Below are 18,012 nucleotides of genomic sequence, written 5' to 3'. Positions count from 1 at the left end.
CGGCGGCGCCCGTCCGTGCCAGCCAACGCGCTGAATCGAATGTATTCGAAAACGCGCAGAATCTGAATGGAAACGTGGGTAGACGCTACGAGGCCCCTAGCATCGCGCGAAACCGGCTGCGGATTGCGCCGGAGTATGCCCAGCACCAGACCGCGAGGGCCAGCATCGCCACCGTGAAGTAGGCGCGAGCGCCCTCGGGCACGGGATTCAGTTGCGACAGCGTGGGGAATGGCTCGAAGCCGATGAAGTCGGTGGCGGCCAGGGTGCTGAAGATAAGCGCCAGCACGGGTCCGGTAAACCGGGGGCGCTCTCCCCGTGTGTCGGGAGCGGCAAGAAAGCACCAATGAATCCAGCGCGCGAACTGGATGGCCACGGCAACCAGGGGAATGAGTAGCGCAAGCTGTAGCACCAGCAGCGCCAGAATGACTTGAGTGGGAAGCATGCGCGGATTTTATCGGATCCGCCGTGGGCTTGAGACCGGATCCGTCTGGGGCTTGAGAACGGATCCGCGGGGAATGAATCCCCCTGCTCTAGGGCAGAACCATGGGGCGCGACTATGTCCCTAATTGAAATTCGCGCCAGTTGGAACCGGCGCTGGTCAGCCAATCCTGCACGTACTGCAGGCTTAGCGCGATGGATAGCGCCTCTCCCTGGAACAGCACGTCGGGCTGCGCGCGCAGCCAGTTGAAGTCTTCGATTCTGCGGATGTCCTGCGCCAGGACCTTCAGGCCTTGGCGGGACGCTTGCCCAAGCAGGCTGAAGAAGCGCTCTTGCAGGGGACGGCGGGTGCAGATGCCTTCGGGAATGCCGACGCGCAGCCCCGTGGCGCGAAGCGTGCCGAACGATGCTTGCGCCGACGGCAGCAAACGCACGCGCAGCGCGGGCCGCAATTCCTGGTAACCATGAAAAAGCGTGGCGCCGTGCGCCAGGCGGTCGCTAAGAGGAACGTTGTACGTGACTTTGCCGCAGGGGTAGATCGGCAGGCTGGGATGCGATTCTTGTGGGGTTTCGCGCAGTTGATCGCCCGCGACGGCGCCAATGCGCAGGTCTTCGCATAGCTGGCGGGGCAGCAGAATGTCAGAGTTGACGTTCAGCGGATGGTCGATCGACAGTGGCGCCATGCAGCCTGCAGCCCGGAAGACCCGACCTGCGCGGCGCAGGGCGTCGGCCGAGGCGGCGTTGGCAAGCAGCGCGGGACCGTGCCAGCTTTGGCCGCCGACCAGCGCCATTTCGCGAACGACGCCTTTGGCGTCCAGGACAGGTTGGATGCGTAACGGCTCGCTGACGAGGGTGGCGGATTCGGCCAGGTTGATAGCGTTCATAAGTCGATGAGTCTATGGATGGCAAATTCATAAACCAATCGAAAAAGTACGATTCAGGCGGCGAGTGCGCCCCAGGGTTGGCGTATTTTCAAAATATTCTTATATCCGCCGTCTAGCGCGATGCCTACGATGGCCGCATGCCAATCAAGGATCCAAAGACCCCCGCGCCAGACGTCCAGCCAGTCCCCCGAGCTCCCACGCTGCTCTTGCATCTCTTCGCCGCTGCGCTGTTGGCCTGCATCGCGGCGGCGGCCGTATTTCTGCTGTACTGGTCCTTTACCAGCACCGCTTCCACGTACCGCCGGCAAATGAACGCCGCCGCGTACAACGCGCAGATCTTCTTCGACCAGCGCGAGGCGCTGCTCCGGTCGCTGGCTTCCAGCCTGGTGCGCAACACCGATGCCGCGCCCGCCTCCGACACCCCAGCGCACTTCGGCAACACGGGTCAGATCAAGGTGTTTCCGCTACACGAAGCCCCAAACGTCTACGATTGGGCGCTGATCCTCACGCCCCGCGTCCTTGACGACATCGCCTTCGCACATACCCGTCTGCTGTTCACCTCCGGCCGCAACGGCCAGACCACGTACGTCGCGCCGCGCCCTGCCCGGCCCCCGGCGCACGGGCCTGCCCGCATCCCCCAGCTGGGTGCCGACGAACAAACCTGGATCGCTCGGGCGCTGGCGGCGGCCGATCCCGGCGCGGCGCACGACCGGCGCACCGCCATCACCTGGTTGAAGCCGTCGACGCACAACGCCAACCCGCTCTACCTGTACACCCCCATCGACCCCAACACGCCGCGCGCCGGATGGATCGGCCTGGAACTCGGCGACCTCGACGAGGCCATCGACCTGTCCTCGCTTCGCGGGGGCAACTACATCCTGCACGACCAGCACGACGCGCCTGTCCTGCACAGCCCCGCCGACCCGCAGGTGCTGGCCGGCCTTAGCCGTTACGGCGGCCGGGAAGACGCATTCGGCTGGTGGGGGCCGGGTCTTTTGCCCCGCTTCGTCGTCCTCAGCAAGTCCGTGGGTGAAGCGGGCTGGCGGCTTGTCTACTACACGCCCATCAGCCGCATCCTGGGCGACATGGCGTTCGCCATCCAGGCAATACTTGGCGGCGCCTGTCTGCTCTTTGCGGCCGTCATTTTCGGTATCCGCCACATCCGCAAGAAACTCGTCGCCCCGGCCCTGCGGCAATACGAAGCCCTTGCCGATAGCGTCTCCCTGAATCGCAAGCTGGTCGAAGTCGCGCCCGTGGGACTGTGCCTGTTGCGCCGCGCCGATGGCAGACCGCTGCTGGCGAACGAACTTGCCAAGGACTGGCTGCTGGGCGATGCCGGGCTGCTGTCCCGCCTGCTCTCAGAAAACGACTTCAGCGCCGACCGCGAATACGTCCTGAACGACGGGCGTTGCCTGTACCTGACATTCGCGCCAATCACTTATCACGCCGAGGACGTCATCCTCTGCGGCATCAACGATGTCACCGCATTCAAGCGGGTCGAGCAGTCCATCACCCAGGCCAAGCTGCACGCAGACGCCGCCAATCACGCCAAGACGGTGTTCCTGACCACCATGAGCCACGAGATCCGAACACCCCTGTTCGGCATTCTCGGCACGCTCGAACTGCTGGGCCTGACCACTATGGACAGACAGCAGCAGCAATACCTGGAAACCATGCAGCAGTCCTCGGCAAGCCTGCTGAGCTCCATCAACGATACGCTCGACCTGTCGCGCATCGAGGCCGGCTACCTGACGCTCGAAACCGCGGAATTCTCGCCCGTTCAGATGCTGGACAGCGTCATCGGCACCTACGGGGCGCGCGCCGAAGCCAAGGGTCTGCACCTGTATGCCCTGGCCGACGTGACATCCCCGCCGCTGGTCCTGGGCGACGCGATGCGCGTACGGCAAATCCTGAACAACCTCGTCAACAACGCCATCAAGTACACCAGTTCGGGGCAGGTGGTATTGCGCCTTCAGACGCTCAGCCAGGACGCGCAGTGTGCGACCCTGAAGTTCCAGGTGGCCGATACCGGCATGGGCATCTCTGCAAAGCACCACGCGCGGCTCTTCGAACCCTACTTCCGCGCCGAAGGCGAGCCCAACCAGAACGTGCCCGGCACCGGCCTTGGGCTAGCCATATGCCGGCGGCTGTCAGAGATGATGAACGGCACGCTCAGCGCGGTCAGCGAGCCCGGCCTGGGCACCAGCATGTCGCTCGTCCTGACCCTGCCGCGCGTCGGCGGCGCGCAACCGGAAATGGGCGTCCGGCTGGATCCCCGGCCCGTATTCGTAAGGGGCGCCAACAACGAGGTGGTCACCAATCTGTGCCAGTGGCTGCGGCATTGCGGCGCCCTGGCCATGCCGTTCAAGGACGCGCTGCATGGCCAGCGCGAAGGCAGCGTGCTGGTGGAAACATGGTCCCGGGACTTCATTCCAGCAGCCTGGCGCGGAGCCCGGGTCATTGCGCATCCGCCGGGCATCAAGCCGCAGCCGGCGACCAACAGCTGGACCGCCGACAGTCATAGTCTGGCCAGCATCGTCGGCGCCGTCCGCCTTGCACAGGACAGCGCCGTCACGAAGGCGCCCCCTGCCCCCCCGGCATCTTGCGATTCGCTCGACATGCTCCTGCTGGTCGTCGAGGACAACCCGGTCAGCCGGCAGATCCTTCGAGAACAGCTGGAACATCTGGGCTGCACCGTCGTCCTGGCGGCAGACGGCAACGACGCATTGGCGCTGCCCGAACTTCCTGATTTCGACGCCATCCTGACGGACCTGCAGATGCCCGAACTGGACGGCTACGCGCTCACCCGCACGCTGCGCAGCCAGGGCTACACCCGGCCGATCGTGGGCATCACCGCCAGCGCATTCACGGAAGACCTGCGGCGCAGCGCTGAAGCCGGCATGACGACCGTGCTGCTCAAGCCGCTGCCCATTTCGGCGCTGTGCAAGGCGTTGATGACCCTGAAGGAAGCCGCATGACCAAAACGCTGTCCGAGTACAGGGTCCTGATCGTGGACGACCATCCGCTGCAATGCGTCCATCTGGCAGATCAGCTGGCAGCGGCCGGATTCGGGCAGGCGGACGTGGCATCGTGTGCCGAGACCGCCCTGGCCAAGACCGAGCTGCAGGCATATCACCTGGTCCTGATCGACCTGAACATGGCCGGCATGGATGGCGTGCAATTCATAGACCGGCTCGCCAGGCAGCACCGCGCGCCCGCGCTGGCAATCGTATCGGCCTGCCTGCGGCGCCTCATCGAAAGTGTCGCCTTGATGGCACGGGAAAAGGGTCTGGACGTGCTGGGCACCTTTTGCAAGCCTTTCACCGTGCACGACGCCAGCCAATTGGCCAGCCAACTGTGCCGGGACCGCCAGCAGTCAATGCCGGGCCGCCCCGGGACCGGGCCCGCCTCGGACCGCACTGCCCTGGAACACGCGCTGCACCACGGACAGTTGCAGGCCTGGTTTCAGCCCAAGCAGTCGCTGGCCACCGGGCGCTTCGTGGGGGCCGAGGCGCTGGCGCGATGGCTGCACCCCGAACTGGGATGCCTGTCGCCCGGCGCCTTTCTTCCCGCCATCCGCCGCCTGGGGCTGGACAAGGCGCTGCTGCGGCAAATCCTGCAAGACGCGCTGCACGGGCACTTGCAGTGGGGGCAGCAAGGCTTTCGCGTCCCGGTCTCGGTCAACCTGCCCACGCAGTTCCTGGACGACCCGGATCTACCCGACGAACTCGAAGACATGGTGTTGACCCGCGGGGTGGCGCCGTCGGAAGTCACATTCGAATTGCTCGAGGACGAGACAACGACGGCACAAGGCCAATACTATATGGGCGCCAGCCGGTTACGCCTGAAAGGTTTCGGGTTGGCACAAGACGACTTTGGCCGAGGTTACAGCTCCATGTACAGCCTGATTTCGACCCCGTTCACTGAACTGAAGATCGATCGCGCCTTTGTCAGCGGCGCCGCCAGCGACGAAAGCCAGGCGGCGGCTCTCAGGTCGTCCGTGCAGTTGGGCCGGCAATTGGGGCTTCAGGTCACGGCCGAGGGCGTCGAAACGGCCTCCGACCTCGAGTTCCTGCGCCAGATCGGTTGCCACTGCGCCCAAGGATTCCTCATTTCGGCCGCGGTGGACACTGACGGCTTCAGCCAGCTTCTCGCCCGAGAGCGGCGCGCCATGACTCCGCCCGCGCGGTAAGGCCGACCATGCGTAAGCCGGACACTCCGTTTGCCCGAATCACTCGCACCTCGCGCTGGTTGAACTTCGCGCTCTTCGGCATCCTTCCCTTTGCGCTGATCCTGATCGGCGCGCTCTATTGGGGTTTGAATCGCATCGTCGACCAGGAGCGTGACCGCCTGAAGCTCGATTTCTCCATACTGGTCGGGTACATCCAGGCGCAGGAGCAATTCCTGGGCAGGCTGCGCGCGCATAACGCATCCCTTCCCGAAGAAAGCCTATCGACCACCATCAATCTGCACGCGACCGAGGTGCCGGAACGCTTCGGCATGCAGATCTTCGAAGGCCAGCACACCTATGCGGAAATGGCGTTTTCGCTAGCGTGCGAGCAGGCCACGGACTGTCCCACGGCAGGCCGCCGGCTCGCCAACCTCGGCGAATTCCTGGCCGACTTCTACTCCAGCTTCTGGGCCGCATCCTACTACCCGGCTTCCACGGTATTTCTGGTCAACCAGGCGGACAGCATCAGCATGAGCGTGCCTGCCGTGGACGCCGTGTCGGGGTATGACCGGCTGAGCGCCGCCGCATTCCTGGCGGTGACGGACGCCGTCAGGACCGAACTGCGCCGCCTGCAGACAGTGCGACAACGCCTTATCGACCAGGACCTTCCCAGCCACCGCGAACTGCCAGGAACCGGCCGCGTGCATTGGTTCCGCTCGGAAGCGCTGTCCGGCAGCATGCTGGGCATCATTTATGCCGACATGCCGCAGTCGGTCTGGTCCACGGCACAAGGCAGGACGTCGGCTGTGTACGCCACCACGCAATTCAACCACGAGCGGATCAACATCTTCGAAAAGACGCTGCGCAAGCCGCTGCATGGCGGATTCTGGCTGACCCACCGCGATGAAGGCCTGTTGCTGGGCGAGGCGCCGGGCCCGGCAGCGTCCCGGGATGGGCTCGAATACACAGCAGACGGCATCGTGCTGCGTGTCACGGATCCCTCCGGCGTGTGGACGGGCACGTATCGCATCAGCTATGGCGCGTTTTTCCAGGACAACCTGTGGCTGCCGGCCATCGCGGGCCTGCTGCTCCTGCTCAGTCTTGGCGCCGGCATCGTGTCCTCGCGATGGTACAGTCGTCATGTCATTGCGCCGGCGTCCAATGCGCAGCGCGACATCGTCGAAAAGGAAGAATTCAGCCGTACATTGATTGAAACCGCACCCGTGGCGCTGTGCGTGCTGGCGCGGCCGATGGGACAGGTGGTGTTCGGCAATAGTCTCGCGCTTCAATGGCTGGGCGCCGAGCCCGGCCGCGAACTGGACAATTCACCCAAGACCAACCTCTTTCTGCGGCAAGTCCTGGGCGCGACGGGACCGGGCACCATCGCCAGTTTCGAGGCCACGGACGGACGTCCGTTGTACGTCGCCTACGCACCCACGCGCTACAACAACCAGGACGTCGTGCTGTGCGCCTTTTCCGACATCAGCGCCCGGGCCGTCATCGAGCAGGCCCTGACGGACGCCAAGCGCGAGGCGGACAAGGCCAACGAAGCCAAATCGACTTTCCTGGCCACAATGAGCCACGAGATCCGGACCCCGCTGTATGGCGTGCTGGGTACGCTGCAGCTCATGAGCCTTACCGCGCTGGACGAGGAACAGCGGCAGCACCTGGAGCGCATGCAAAGCTCGTCCGCGATCCTCTTGCAGCTCATCAGCGATGTCCTGGACATCACCAAGATCGAAGCCGGGCAGCTAGCGCTGGAGTATTCGGACTTCAATCCGCGCGAACTGGTCGAGGAATGCACCAACGCCTACGCGGCGATGGCCGAACAGAAGGGGCTGCTGCTGTTTTGCAGTGTGGACGTTGACGTGCCTGACTGGATGACCGGCGACCCCGTGCGCATCCGCCAGATCCTCAGCAACCTGCTCAGCAACGCCATCAAGTTCAGCGACTCCGGGCACGTGATCGTCCGCCTGACGGTGGGTCACGTGCTGGACGGCAAGACGCATCTGCGGCTGCAAGTGGTCGACACGGGCATCGGAATCCCCAAGGAGGGCCAGGCGCAGTTGTTCGTTCCCTTCTATCAGATCGACAGCGGCTCGCACACGGTGCGCGGCGCCGGCATCGGCCTGTCGATATGCGCGCGGCTGGCCGGTCTGATGGGCACCAGCATCCGCGTCACCAGCGAACTTGGCCTGGGCAGTAGCTTTTCGCTGGATTTGCCTTTGTCAGTGGCCGCCGGCCAGGCTGCCAGCCCGCCCGACCTGAGCGGCATGAACGTGTACGTTCGCAGCCCGCACCACGAACTGTCCGACAACGTCCGCCAATGGCTCAAGCGCTGGGGCGCCGCCGCGGCCCCCGCGAGCGCTCCCTTGCCCGCCGGCACGCCGGACGACATCCTGGTCGACGTGCTTTACACCGGAGGCGCCAACCTGGCGGACTGGCCCGGCCACCATGTGCTGGCCAGCGCAAGCGGCAAGCCGCCCACCGCGCGGACCGTCAAGGTGATCGCCAGCGTCGAGCACATCGCCGCCGGCATGTTGGCGGCGGTTCGCGGTGAAGTCGCCTTGCCCGGGGACGCCGACAGCGGCGCGTATACCCCGCTGGGATTGTCCATTCTCGTCGCCGAAGACAACCCGATCAACCAGGCCACCCTGCAACATCAGCTGGAGCAACTGGGCTGCGAGGTCACGCTGGCGTCCGACGGCGCCGAGGCGCTGATGCTGTGGGGGCTTGCCCGCTTCGACGTCGTGCTGACCGACGTGAACATGCCGCGCATGAATGGCTATGAGCTCGTCCAGGCGTTGCGGGCCCAGGGCGCCACCGTTCCCGTCATCGGCGTGACCGCCAATGCCATGCGCGAAGAAGAGGAACGGTGCCTCGCGGCCGGCATGACGTCGTGGCTCGTCAAGCCCATCAGCCTTTCCACGCTGCGGCGGCATCTGCAGGGAAGCGGCGCGCAGCCGGCCGACGCGACCGAAGCCGCAGCGCAGCCGCGCGCCACGCGCCAACCGGAACCCGAGCCTGCCGTGCCGGAAAAGTACCGCGCGTTGTTCATCAGCACGATGGAGGCGGACGTCACGCAGATGGTGCGGGCCCTTGAAATCAACGACCAGCGTCTGCTGGGCCGCACCTTGCACCGCATGCGAGGCGCGTTGAGCGTCATGCAGATGACGGCGATCACGGAACGGCTGGAGGCGCTGGAAGACTTGCTGCGCGGCACGGGTCTGGATGCCGTGGCACAGGCCGAGGGTCACGCGGTGGTGCAACTGCTGCGCAACACCTTGGCGGAAATCTAGCCTTCATTCCGTCCGCTTATTGGCCTTGGGCCGGCTTGCTTTCGAAGCTTATCGATGTATCGGTTGACGATCCGAAGGTAGATTCAGCGGCTTTATCTCTTTCCCCGCCCGACTGCCTCACGCCCATTCAGCCTGCAGCCCAACCGCTTCTGCTCGCCTTTTCAGTGGAGTTTGAACATAAAATGGTCACCGACGGAAGTATCGAAAATCCTGGCGCCCTTAGCCTGGTGGGGCCAGCCAAGGAACGGCTTCCCCCTGCGGCATCGCAAGCCGGACACGAGGAATCACCAGGTGCATTCGAACATCAACGCGATGGCGGGTCCATGATGAAGCTTTCGTCTGACCAGGATGTGCGAATCATCGTCGCCGACGATCATCCCATCATTTCTCTTGCGCTTGCGGATTCCCTGAATGAGGTGCCCGGTTTCACGGTCGTCGCCACCGCGCGCTCGGGACTCGAACTGGTCACTGCGGTGCAGGACCATCCCTGCCATCTCATCGTCACCGACTTTTCAATGGCCGCCCGGTCTGGTGATGAAGACGGCTTGCGGCTCATCGAACGTCTGCAACGCCTGTTTCCGGAAATTCCCATCGTCGTCTTCACGATGCTGTCCAACAGTGGCATCCTGAACCAGCTTCGCCAGGTGGGCGTAACGGGCATCGTCAGCAAGGAAGAGCCCATCGACGAGCTGGTGTCGATATGCATCCGCGCGCTGACTGAAAGCGGCCCCATCCTGTCCAACAGCATCGGCCAGCGGCTCAGCCAGAATGACGTGACGATGGGACGCGCCGGCAGAACAAAAGGGCTGTCGCCCAAAGAACTTGAAGTGGTCCGAATGTTTGCGCAAGGCCTGTCCGTGACAGAGATCGCAAAGCGCCTTCACCGGTCGGTAGCCACCATCGGCACGCAAAAGCAATCGGCCATGCGCAAGCTGAACATCGAAACCAACGCCGAACTGCTCAGGTACGCGGACGAACAAGGGTTCTCTTGATGTGGTCGCCCCAAGCGGTGCGCCATGAATTACTTGGGTTGAGCCGGCTCAGGTGTGTGCGCCGGCTGCGTGGGGTGTGACGACGCTTGCATCGCCAGCAAACGTGTCGTCAGTTCGCCGAACTGGACGTCCCGGGATTTCAGCTGCGCCATCAGACTATCCACCTGCGCGGATGCGCCCGCCAGGCGTTGCGCCAAATCCGATTCCCGCGCCTGGCTGGCTTGAAGCGCTTGGGCCGCCGCCACAGTCTCGGCATGCCGTTCGCGCTGATCGGCCAGCGCCTGTGCCTGAAGGGCGGCAGCTCGCTGCTCGGCCGCACGTTGTCGCTCCTGAACGGCGGCAAGCGCGTCGCGTAGCTGGTCTGCCTGCTGTTGGGCGGCAACCAGCGACGCGTCCAGCCGGGTCTGCAAGCGCTTAACCGCACCCCGCTCCGCATCCAGCTCGTTCAGCCAGCGGCGCTCGTGGGCAGCGTGGCGCGCATCCAGGGCGGCAATCGCCTGCGCGTGCCGGTCGCGGTCCTGCTCGGCGTCGGCCAGCAAGGCCTTATTGGCGGCGCGGACGTCCTCCAGACGGGTTTGCGTTGCGGCCAGCGCCGCGTCCCGTTGGCGCAATTGCGCTTCGGCGGCTTGCAGACGGTTTTCGGTGGTGGCCAATTGCGCCCTGGCGACCTCCAGCGCTTCCTGCAGATGCTTTTCGCGCTCGATCAGCTGCGCCTCGCGCAGTTCAAGCTGTTCGGCTTGCGCGGCAAACCGCTCCCCTTCCCTGGCCAATTCCTCCCATCGTTCCTCATACGCCCGAGCCTGTTCAGCCCTGGCCGCCGCCAGCGCGGCTTCCCAGAAATGCGTGGCCGCCTGGGCGATGGGGTCCGGTACCGCGGTGGGTGCGGCAAACGCACGCGGATCCTGGATGCGAGCGCCCAGCGCGCGGAACCAGGTTTCCAGATGCGGACTGACGGTATTGGGTGAGCCCCGGCCGATTTTCTGACGAACTCGCTCGATGGTGGGCCGGGCGCCCTCCAGCAACAGCGCATCCGCAGCGCTCCAGACGTCCGATTCCGTAATGCCAGTGGCCATGATGATTTGCGTCGCTGAGGTGGGTTTGATTAGTCACGATAATGGAACCTTATCGTGACTTAATTTACGTACACGTTATATATCATACAGCATACGTATTATTTAATACGTAGCGCGCGTTTTGCGACCCCCACCCTTCCCTCAACGTCCCAGATTCGTCCGGGCAAGTTCAACGACTTCATCGCCGCGGCCGTTCATGATGGCTTTGAGCATGTACAGGCCAAATCCCTTGGCTTGCTCGAGCTTGATCTTGGGTGGCACGATCAGCTCTTGCGCCGAGACCACGACGTCGACCAGCGCGGGACCGGGGTGCGCCAGCGCTTCCGTCAGCGCGGCGTCCAGCATTTCCGACGATTCCACCCGGATGCCCCGGACGCCGACGGCTTCGGCCATCGCCGCGAAATTGGGGTTCTTGAGGTCTGTGCCGGTATCCAGGAAGCCCTCCGCTTTCATTTCCATGGAGACGAAGCCGAGCGCGCCGTTGTTGAAGACGACGATCTTCACAGGCAGCTGCAACTGGGACAGGGACAGGAAATCTCCCATCATCATGGTGAATCCGCCGTCGCCCGATAGCGAAATGACCTGCCTGCCTGGCGCGGCCGCCTGGGCGCCGATGGCCTGAAGCATGGCGTTGGCCATCGAGCCGTGGTTGAACGACCCCAGCAACCGGCGCTTGCCATTCATGGAGAGATATCGCGCGGCCCACACGGTGGGCGTGCCGACATCCACCGCGAAGATCGCATCCTCGCTTGCGAGCGCGTTGACCCGGTGCGCCAGGTATTGCGGATGGAGTGGCCTGCCCGCCGGCGCGGGCACGGCGAGGCTGTCGAGGTCTTTGCGTGCATGCCGGTAATGATCGAGGGCAGCGTCAAGGAATGTCTGGTCCTGACGCTCGTCAAGCTGGTCAAGCAGCGCGGCGATGGTTTCGCCGACGTCGGCGGCAATGCCCAACGACAACGGCGCGCGCCGGCCGAGGGCGGCGGGGTCGCGATCGATCTGGACGATCTTTGCGTGTTTGGGATAGAAAGGCCGGTACGGAAAGTCCGTGCCCAGCATCAGCAGAAGCTCGGCGTTTTCCATGGCTTGGTATCCGGACGAAAAGCCGATGAATCCGGTCATGCCGACATCGAACGGGTTGTCCCACTCGACGTGCTCCTTGCCGCGCAACGCATGAATGATGGGCGCTTTGAGGCGCTGCGCCAGCGCGATCACGGCGTCGTGGCTGCCGGCGCAGCCGCTGCCCGCCAGAATCGACACCTTTCGCGCCCCGTTCAGCAGACCGGCCAGTTGCTGCACGGCCGCCGCGTCTGGACGCAAGTGCGCGCGCGCGGGCGGCGCGGGCCAGAACGCGGGCGCATCGGCGGGCGCCGCAGCAAGCGCCACATCACCCGGGATCACAAGGACCGCCACGCCCTGCCTGCCGACCGCCGTGTTGATGGCACGTGCCAGCACCCCTGGCAATTGCGCAGGGTTTGACACCAGCTCGACGAATTCAGCACATTCCTTGAAGAGCTCCTGAGGATGCGTCTCCTGGAAATACCCCAACCCGATTTCAGAGGACGGAATGTGGGCTGCAATGGCCAGGACCGGAAGGCGGCTGCGTTGGCAGTCAAACAATCCGTTGATCAGATGCAGATTGCCCGGACCGCAACTGCCTGCGCATACGGCCAGCGATCCGGTGACGGCTGCTTCCGCGCCTGCGGCGAATGCGGCGGTCTCTTCGTGCCGGGTGTGCATCCATTCGATTCCGCCAAGCCGCCGAAGGCTATCGTTCAGTCCATTGAGACTGTCGCCGGTCACGCCCCAAATGCGACGTACCCCGACGTCGGCAAGCACTTTGACAAGAAAATCTGCGACGGTTGCGGCCATGGAAGGCTCCTTGGAGAACCGCCGCCGGGAACGCTACCGCTACTGACTGCCCTCAGCGCCGGAAGTTGACTTGCGTGCGGGAGATCGTAGCACCGCGCGCCACGCCTGGCCGATGGCGGCCGCAGGCCCATCCACCGGCTAACATGACGGGATTGTTCAACTGATCCATCACCCAGGAGACGGCATCTGCCGTGCGCGCGGAAACATGAATGACTTGCCAGGCGCGGCGCCGGCGTTGACACGCGCCCTGGCGCGGTTGGATCCGGACAGCCTTGACCGCCACGCGGACGCCGCGGTGCGCGACCTGTTGCGCGAAGGCAGTTCCCCCAACACGGCTGCCAGCTATCGCACGGCGATCCGTTACTGGTCGGCCTGGTTCGGGCTGCGTTATGGCCGGTCGTTCGCCTTGCCTGTATCAGAGGCCGCGGTCATTCAATTTGTCGTGGACCACGCGCAGCGGTCTTCCGGGGACGGTCTTGAATGGGAATTGCCCCTGGAGCTGGACCGGGAACTGGTGCGCCTGAAGGCGAAGGGACGGTTGGGCGCGCCCAGCCTGAACACGCTGCTGCAACGCCTGTCGGTGTTGTCCAAGGCGCATGAATTGCTGGGCCACCCGAACCCCTGCCGCGCCGCCGCCGTGCGCGAGCTGGTGTCCAAGACGCGCCGCGCGTATGCCCGCCGCGGCGTCGCGCCCGCGCGCAAGGAAGCCCTGACGCGCGAGCCGCTTCAAGCCATGCTGGACACCTGCGACGACTCGTTGCGCGGCAAACGCGACCGCGCCCTGCTCCTTTTTGCCTGGGCAAGCGGCGGCCGGCGCCGGTCCGAAGTGGTGCAGGCCACTGTAGAGAACACGCGCCGCGCGGGCGATGGCTATCTGTATACGATGGCGCATTCCAAGACGAACCAGACGGGCGTCCTTCGGGCGCAGGACCAGAAACCGATATTGGGCAAGGCCGCGCAGGCGCTGGCGGACTGGCTGGCCGCAAGCGGCATCCGCCAAGGGCCGATCTTCCGGCGCGTGCGGCGCGGCGATGTGGTGGGCGAGCCGCTGGCCGCCGCGGCGGTGCGCGACATCGTTCTGGAACGCAGCCGGCTGGCCGGGCTGGACGGCGCCTATTCGGCACACAGCCTGCGGTCCGGGTTTGTAACGGAGGCCGGGCGGCGCAACGTGCCGTTGGGCGACACGATGGCGATGACCGGCCACGCCAGCGTGGCGACGGTGATGGGATATTTCCGGGCCGGCGCTGCGGCCCAATCTCCGGCCGCCCGCCTGCTGGACGACCCGCAGGGGCCAGACCTTCAGGATCCCCCCGGCCTGCCGTAATGGTGGGAGTGACCGTACAATCACCGCGCCCCGGCATTTACGCCGATCGATGCCCATCGGATCGGATGCAACCGCCCAAGGCGCCGGCTTGTCCCCTGCCCGTCCCCGACCCCCATGCAAATCAATCTTCGCGGGCTTGTGCTTGCGCTTACCGTCTTCAGCGCCATCGCGGCCACGGCCAATGCCCTGTATGCAAGCTATCTGGTGCAGCGTGAGCAGTTGATCGAGAACACCCTCGAATCGAACCGCGTCTACGCCACGAAGCTGGCGGAAAGCGCGGCAAGCTTCCTGCGGTCCGCACAGCAGCAATTGGGATACAGCGCCCGGCACATGCCCGAGCTGATGGGATCGCCGGATCGCCTTGCCGCCGAAGTGATGCGCGTGCAGCAACAGACCGATAGCTTCAATTCGGTGGGTGTCGTGGGGGTGGACGGTACTGTACTGGCGACCACGCAGACCTTCCGGAGCTTTCTGGGCGTGCAGATCGACAGTCCGGGCAGCCGCGCCGCCCTGCGGGCCCGCCAGCCCATGATCAGCAAACCCTACGTGTCGGTTGCGGGCAATCTGCTCGTCAATGTGTCGCATCCCATCTTCTCGAACGACGGCCAGTACCTGGGGTACGTGGGGGGCACGATTTACCTGCGCAATGAAAGCGCCTTGCATGAGCTGCTGGGCAATCACCATTACCACGATGGATCGTACCTGTACGTGGTCGATGGCGATGGCCAGCTTATCTATCACACCGATGCCTCTCGCGTGGGCGAGGCGGTGCTGTCCAATCCGGTCGTGGCATCGGTGGTCAAAGGCAACGCCGGGGCAATGCGCGTCATCAACACCAAGGGCGTGGACATGCTGGCCGGGTATGCGCCGGTGCCCATCAGCGGCTGGGGCGTGGTGGCGCAGCGTCCCGCGCAGGTCACATTGGAGCCGATCCACGACCTTATCTGGGCGCTGTTGGGCTATGCCGCGCCGCTAGCGGTCGCGTTTCTGCTGGCCATCTGGTGGTGCGCCCGCATGATTTCGCTACCGCTGTCGCAACTGGCGACGAACGTCGAGCATCAGGACGTCAGCGAGGCGATGCAGCGAGTGCATTCCGTCAAGGCGTGGTACTTCGAGGCCGAGCGCCTCAAGCGCGCCGTGATCGCCAGCTTCACCAGTCTGCAGGACAAGATTGGCAAGCTGAACCTGGCCAGCATCACCGATCCGTTGACCGGCCTGCGCAACCGCCGCGGCACCCAGGATGCGGTGGACCAGATGCAGGCCGGCGGCACGCCGTTTTCGGTGGTGGCGCTGGATATCGACCATTTCAAGCGGATCAACGATACCTATGGCCACAACGTGGGCGACGAGGTGATTCGCGACATGGCACAGATCATGCGCGAATGCTCGCGTCCGTCCGACGTGCTGTGCCGCAACGGCGGCGAGGAGTTCCTGATCCTGTTGCCCGGGGTGGCCGCGCGGGAAGCTGTCCATGTCGCCGAACGGCTGCGCACGCATATCGCCGAGCGCCCCTTGCACGGCGACAATCGCGTCACCGTGTCGGCCGGCGTGGCGCAATGGCCATCGAGCGGGCCGGATGTGGACGAAGCGTTCCGTGCCGCCGATGCCGCGCTGTATGTAGCCAAACAGCAGGGCCGCAACCGGGTGGTGATGCACGAGGCTTGATGCCCAGGAATGCGAGGCGGCAGGTCGCTGGCACGCGTGCCCTGTCTGCTCGCAGCACGGCGCGTCGAAAGTCGATGACGCAAGTTTTCGCAGATAAACGCAATTAACTGCGTTGGAAAGAAATAATCTTGCCGCCATAAACTGAAATAAGCCATCTTCTGCCAAAAGCCAGGTCTTCAAAGGGGCAATTACAGTATCCTGCGCAACTTCCACTTTGCCTGGACCTGCACGCCGAGATGTTGCGCCCTGCCGTCGCGCCAAAATCCCTGGAATGTCATTTCATCGCGCTGGCCGTCGGCTTGCTGTTGCTGGTATCGGTGCTTGCCGGCATCCTGCTCTATCAGAATTGGCGATCCTACGGAGCGGCGTCGGACGCGCGGCAGGCATTCTCGTCGGTGCGCGCGACGATCCGCGTCATGGAGCATGCCTCCGCGGAGCGCGGCCCCATGAACGCAGCGCTGGGGTCCGCCCTGCCCGTGCCGCAGCACGTCATGGATTCCCTGTCAGCGGCCCGCGCCCGCACGGACGCCCTGATTGACGCGCTGCTGGCGCTGCATGCCGGCGCCGACGGCGCCGCAAAGCGCGGCGAGATTCAGCAGATTCGTCAGGCGCTGGCCAGCGCGCGGCAGGACATCGACCAGCTCATCGCCACGCCACGCGATCAGTTGTCGGGACAAATGTTGTGGGACGCGGTCAGCGGCATGGTTCGCATCATTCCGCAGTGGCAGGCCAGCCTGGCGGCCAACGCGGGATGGGTCATGCGCAGTGAAGCCAATGCGCCCAGTTTGCTGACGCTGGCACTGCTGGCCAGCGAGCTGCGCGAACAGGCAGGACTGCTGGGATCCACCTATACGCCCGCGCTGAGCCGCCACCGGAAGCTGACGGCCGAGGAACAGTTCCGCATTGAACGCGTCCTGGGCCGGATCGACGAGTTGCGCGCGCTCATTGAAGCCCGCATGGCGACGCAGCCCGATGTGCGCGCCTCCGAGGTCTATGCCCGCATGCAGCAGCGCTACTTCGGCGACGGTCTGGCCTATCTGGCGCGCGTGCGCGGGCAGGCATCGCGGCAGTCCGACGAGCCCGCCGTGTCGACCGCCGCGCTGGCAGCGGCCTATGTGCCGCTGATGGGCGCCATCACGGAATTTCGCGACGTGCTGCTGGACGAGATGGGACGGCATATCGAGGCGCATCGCATGGCCGCTGCGCGGCTGCTTGCCGTGACCCTGGCGGCCACCGCGCTGCTGGTGGCCGCCCTTGCCGTGGCGCTGGTGCAATTTCGCAAGCGCGTGATCCAGCCTTTTGCGCAGGCCACGCGCATCATCGGATCCATTGCCAGCGGCTCGGCGCCCGCCAACGTTGCGCACGGCAATCATCATGGCGAAGTGCAGGACATGTTCAATGCGCTGCGCGTGCTCAAGGAGAAGTCCGCCGCGCAGAAGCAGCTTGAAGCCGAGCGCGACCGGTTGATTGCGGATCTGGCGCACTCCGCCGAGACGGACTATCTGACCGGGCTGCTGAATCGGCGGGCCTTTGAGAAGCGCTTTGAGGCGGCGCGCGCGCATTGGGACGAGAGCCAGCCGATGCTGGCTTTCATCCTGTTCGATATCGACCACTTCAAGACCATCAACGACACGCACGGGCATGCGAGCGGCGACCTGGCGCTCAAGGCCGTGGCGCAACTTTGCCACGCGACGTGGCGTCAGTCGGATGTCGTTGCGCGGGTGGGCGGAGAGGAATTCGCGGTGCTCTGCCGCACGCGCAGCGCGCAGCAGGCGATGGAGATGGCGCAGCGGATGCGAGACCGCATCCGGACCTGCTCAGTCACGTCGGCAACCGGCGTCCCGTTCGGGCTGACGGCCAGTTTCGGCGTGGCGTGTATTTCGTGGAGCCATGCAGAAAGCGTCAGCGGCCTTTTTAGGGCCGCTGACGAACTGCTTTATCTGGCGAAATTGAACGGGCGCGATCAAGTCCAGCAACGCACCCTGGGGTGAAAGGGGGGTCCGGGCTTACAGGCTTAGTTCTTCACGCGCGAGACGTCGGCCTTTTTGGGCGTGTCGGCGTGGGACGGCGTGTCGTGCCGGTCGGACTGCTTGTTGGCCTCGGGGGCCTTCCAATTCAACGGGGGGATCTCGAAGCTTCCCTTCTTGGCAGTCAATTGATGAGACATAAGCATGCTCCTGGACAGGCGCATGGCTTCCCCCGCCGAGCATTGCGCACAGATTCAGGCGGGCCATGAATGCCGCGGGTGCGGGGGAGCATTCAGGAGCAGGCGTCGCCGGGATTCGAAACTACTGGCT

General features: G+C 64.7%; 12 protein-coding genes. 7 read left to right on the top strand and 5 right to left on the bottom strand.

The window, feature by feature from the left end; translation table 11 throughout:
- Nucleotides 1–85: 85 nt before the first annotated feature.
- Nucleotides 86–442 (bottom strand): hypothetical protein, encoded by a 357-nt coding sequence (locus H4P35_RS13265; protein WP_152384452.1) that lies wholly within the window; start codon nucleotides 440–442, stop codon nucleotides 86–88.
- A gap of 112 nt (nucleotides 443–554) precedes the next feature.
- Nucleotides 555–1,322, bottom strand: a complete 768-nt coding sequence (locus H4P35_RS13260) for a hypothetical protein (protein WP_056317846.1) — start codon at nucleotides 1,320–1,322, stop codon at nucleotides 555–557.
- A gap of 137 nt (nucleotides 1,323–1,459) precedes the next feature.
- Here H4P35_RS13260 and H4P35_RS13255 point away from each other — a divergent pair, with 137 nt between their 5' ends.
- From H4P35_RS13255 to H4P35_RS13240, 4 genes are read left to right on the top strand one after another with little or no spacing between them, the layout of a single operon-like run.
- A complete protein-coding gene (locus tag H4P35_RS13255; RefSeq protein ID WP_226849379.1) occupies nucleotides 1,460–4,300 on the top strand; it encodes an ATP-binding protein in 2,841 nt (946 codons plus the stop codon).
- Complete coding sequence (locus tag H4P35_RS13250) at nucleotides 4,297–5,514, top strand: EAL domain-containing protein (RefSeq protein WP_226849376.1); 1,218 nt, start codon at nucleotides 4,297–4,299, stop codon at nucleotides 5,512–5,514. The genes H4P35_RS13255 and H4P35_RS13250 overlap by 4 nt, the downstream gene beginning before the upstream one ends.
- A gap of 8 nt (nucleotides 5,515–5,522) precedes the next feature.
- Entirely contained in the window at nucleotides 5,523–8,792 is a 3,270-nt protein-coding gene (locus H4P35_RS13245) for a hybrid sensor histidine kinase/response regulator (RefSeq protein ID WP_226849375.1), read from the top strand.
- A gap of 35 nt (nucleotides 8,793–8,827) precedes the next feature.
- Nucleotides 8,828–9,784 (top strand): response regulator transcription factor, encoded by a 957-nt coding sequence (locus tag H4P35_RS13240; RefSeq protein WP_226849374.1) that lies wholly within the window; start codon nucleotides 8,828–8,830, stop codon nucleotides 9,782–9,784.
- Nucleotides 9,785–9,813: 29 nt separating this feature from the next.
- Here H4P35_RS13240 and H4P35_RS13235 read toward each other — a convergent pair whose 3' ends face one another.
- On the bottom strand, nucleotides 9,814–10,857 hold the full coding sequence (locus tag H4P35_RS13235; protein WP_226849373.1) for a DNA-binding protein: 1,044 nt from the start codon (nucleotides 10,855–10,857) through the stop codon (nucleotides 9,814–9,816).
- Between the two features lie 141 nt (nucleotides 10,858–10,998).
- On the bottom strand, nucleotides 10,999–12,726 hold the full coding sequence (poxB, locus tag H4P35_RS13230) for a ubiquinone-dependent pyruvate dehydrogenase (protein WP_226849371.1): 1,728 nt from the start codon (nucleotides 12,724–12,726) through the stop codon (nucleotides 10,999–11,001).
- Between the two features lie 205 nt (nucleotides 12,727–12,931).
- On the opposite strand from poxB, the gene H4P35_RS13225 reads away from it, so the two are divergent.
- From H4P35_RS13225 to H4P35_RS13215, 3 genes are all read left to right on the top strand, one after another.
- Nucleotides 12,932–14,050, top strand: coding sequence for a site-specific integrase (locus tag H4P35_RS13225; protein WP_226849369.1), 1,119 nt, complete (start codon nucleotides 12,932–12,934; stop codon nucleotides 14,048–14,050).
- Nucleotides 14,051–14,164: 114 nt separating this feature from the next.
- On the top strand, nucleotides 14,165–15,715 hold the full coding sequence (locus tag H4P35_RS13220; protein ID WP_226849367.1) for a sensor domain-containing diguanylate cyclase: 1,551 nt from the start codon (nucleotides 14,165–14,167) through the stop codon (nucleotides 15,713–15,715).
- A 236-nt stretch (nucleotides 15,716–15,951) separates the two neighbouring features.
- Nucleotides 15,952–17,706, top strand: coding sequence for a diguanylate cyclase (locus H4P35_RS13215; protein WP_226849365.1), 1,755 nt, complete (start codon nucleotides 15,952–15,954; stop codon nucleotides 17,704–17,706).
- A 23-nt stretch (nucleotides 17,707–17,729) separates the two neighbouring features.
- On the opposite strand, the gene H4P35_RS13210 is transcribed toward H4P35_RS13215, so the two are convergent.
- A complete protein-coding gene (locus H4P35_RS13210; protein ID WP_174245449.1) occupies nucleotides 17,730–17,882 on the bottom strand; it encodes a hypothetical protein in 153 nt (50 codons plus the stop codon).
- Between the last annotated feature and the right edge of the window lie 130 nt (nucleotides 17,883–18,012).

Source organism: Achromobacter sp. 77 (genome assembly GCF_020541125.1).
In the GTDB taxonomy this organism is placed as follows: domain Bacteria; phylum Pseudomonadota; class Gammaproteobacteria; order Burkholderiales; family Burkholderiaceae_B; genus Achromobacter; species Achromobacter mucicolens.
This window is presented reverse-complemented; position numbering and strand designations above follow the sequence as displayed.

Bases quoted from the DNA above. Each gene is read 5' to 3' on its own strand.
- H4P35_RS13245 (WP_226849375.1), top strand. From the start codon at position 5,523: ATGCGTAAGCCGGACACTCCGTTTGCCCGAATCACTCGCACCTCGCGC.
- poxB (WP_226849371.1), bottom strand. From the start codon at position 12,726: ATGGCCGCAACCGTCGCAGATTTTCTTGTCAAAGTGCTTGCCGACGTC.
- H4P35_RS13215 (WP_226849365.1), top strand. From the start codon at position 15,952: ATGTTGCGCCCTGCCGTCGCGCCAAAATCCCTGGAATGTCATTTCATC.
- H4P35_RS13235 (WP_226849373.1), bottom strand. From the start codon at position 10,857: ATGGCCACTGGCATTACGGAATCGGACGTCTGGAGCGCTGCGGATGCG.
- H4P35_RS13250 (WP_226849376.1), top strand. From the start codon at position 4,297: ATGACCAAAACGCTGTCCGAGTACAGGGTCCTGATCGTGGACGACCAT.
- H4P35_RS13225 (WP_226849369.1), top strand. From the start codon at position 12,932: ATGAATGACTTGCCAGGCGCGGCGCCGGCGTTGACACGCGCCCTGGCG.
- H4P35_RS13265 (WP_152384452.1), bottom strand. From the start codon at position 442: ATGCTTCCCACTCAAGTCATTCTGGCGCTGCTGGTGCTACAGCTTGCG.
- H4P35_RS13255 (WP_226849379.1), top strand. From the start codon at position 1,460: ATGCCAATCAAGGATCCAAAGACCCCCGCGCCAGACGTCCAGCCAGTC.
- H4P35_RS13210 (WP_174245449.1), bottom strand. From the start codon at position 17,882: ATGTCTCATCAATTGACTGCCAAGAAGGGAAGCTTCGAGATCCCCCCG.
- H4P35_RS13220 (WP_226849367.1), top strand. From the start codon at position 14,165: ATGCAAATCAATCTTCGCGGGCTTGTGCTTGCGCTTACCGTCTTCAGC.
- H4P35_RS13260 (WP_056317846.1), bottom strand. From the start codon at position 1,322: ATGAACGCTATCAACCTGGCCGAATCCGCCACCCTCGTCAGCGAGCCG.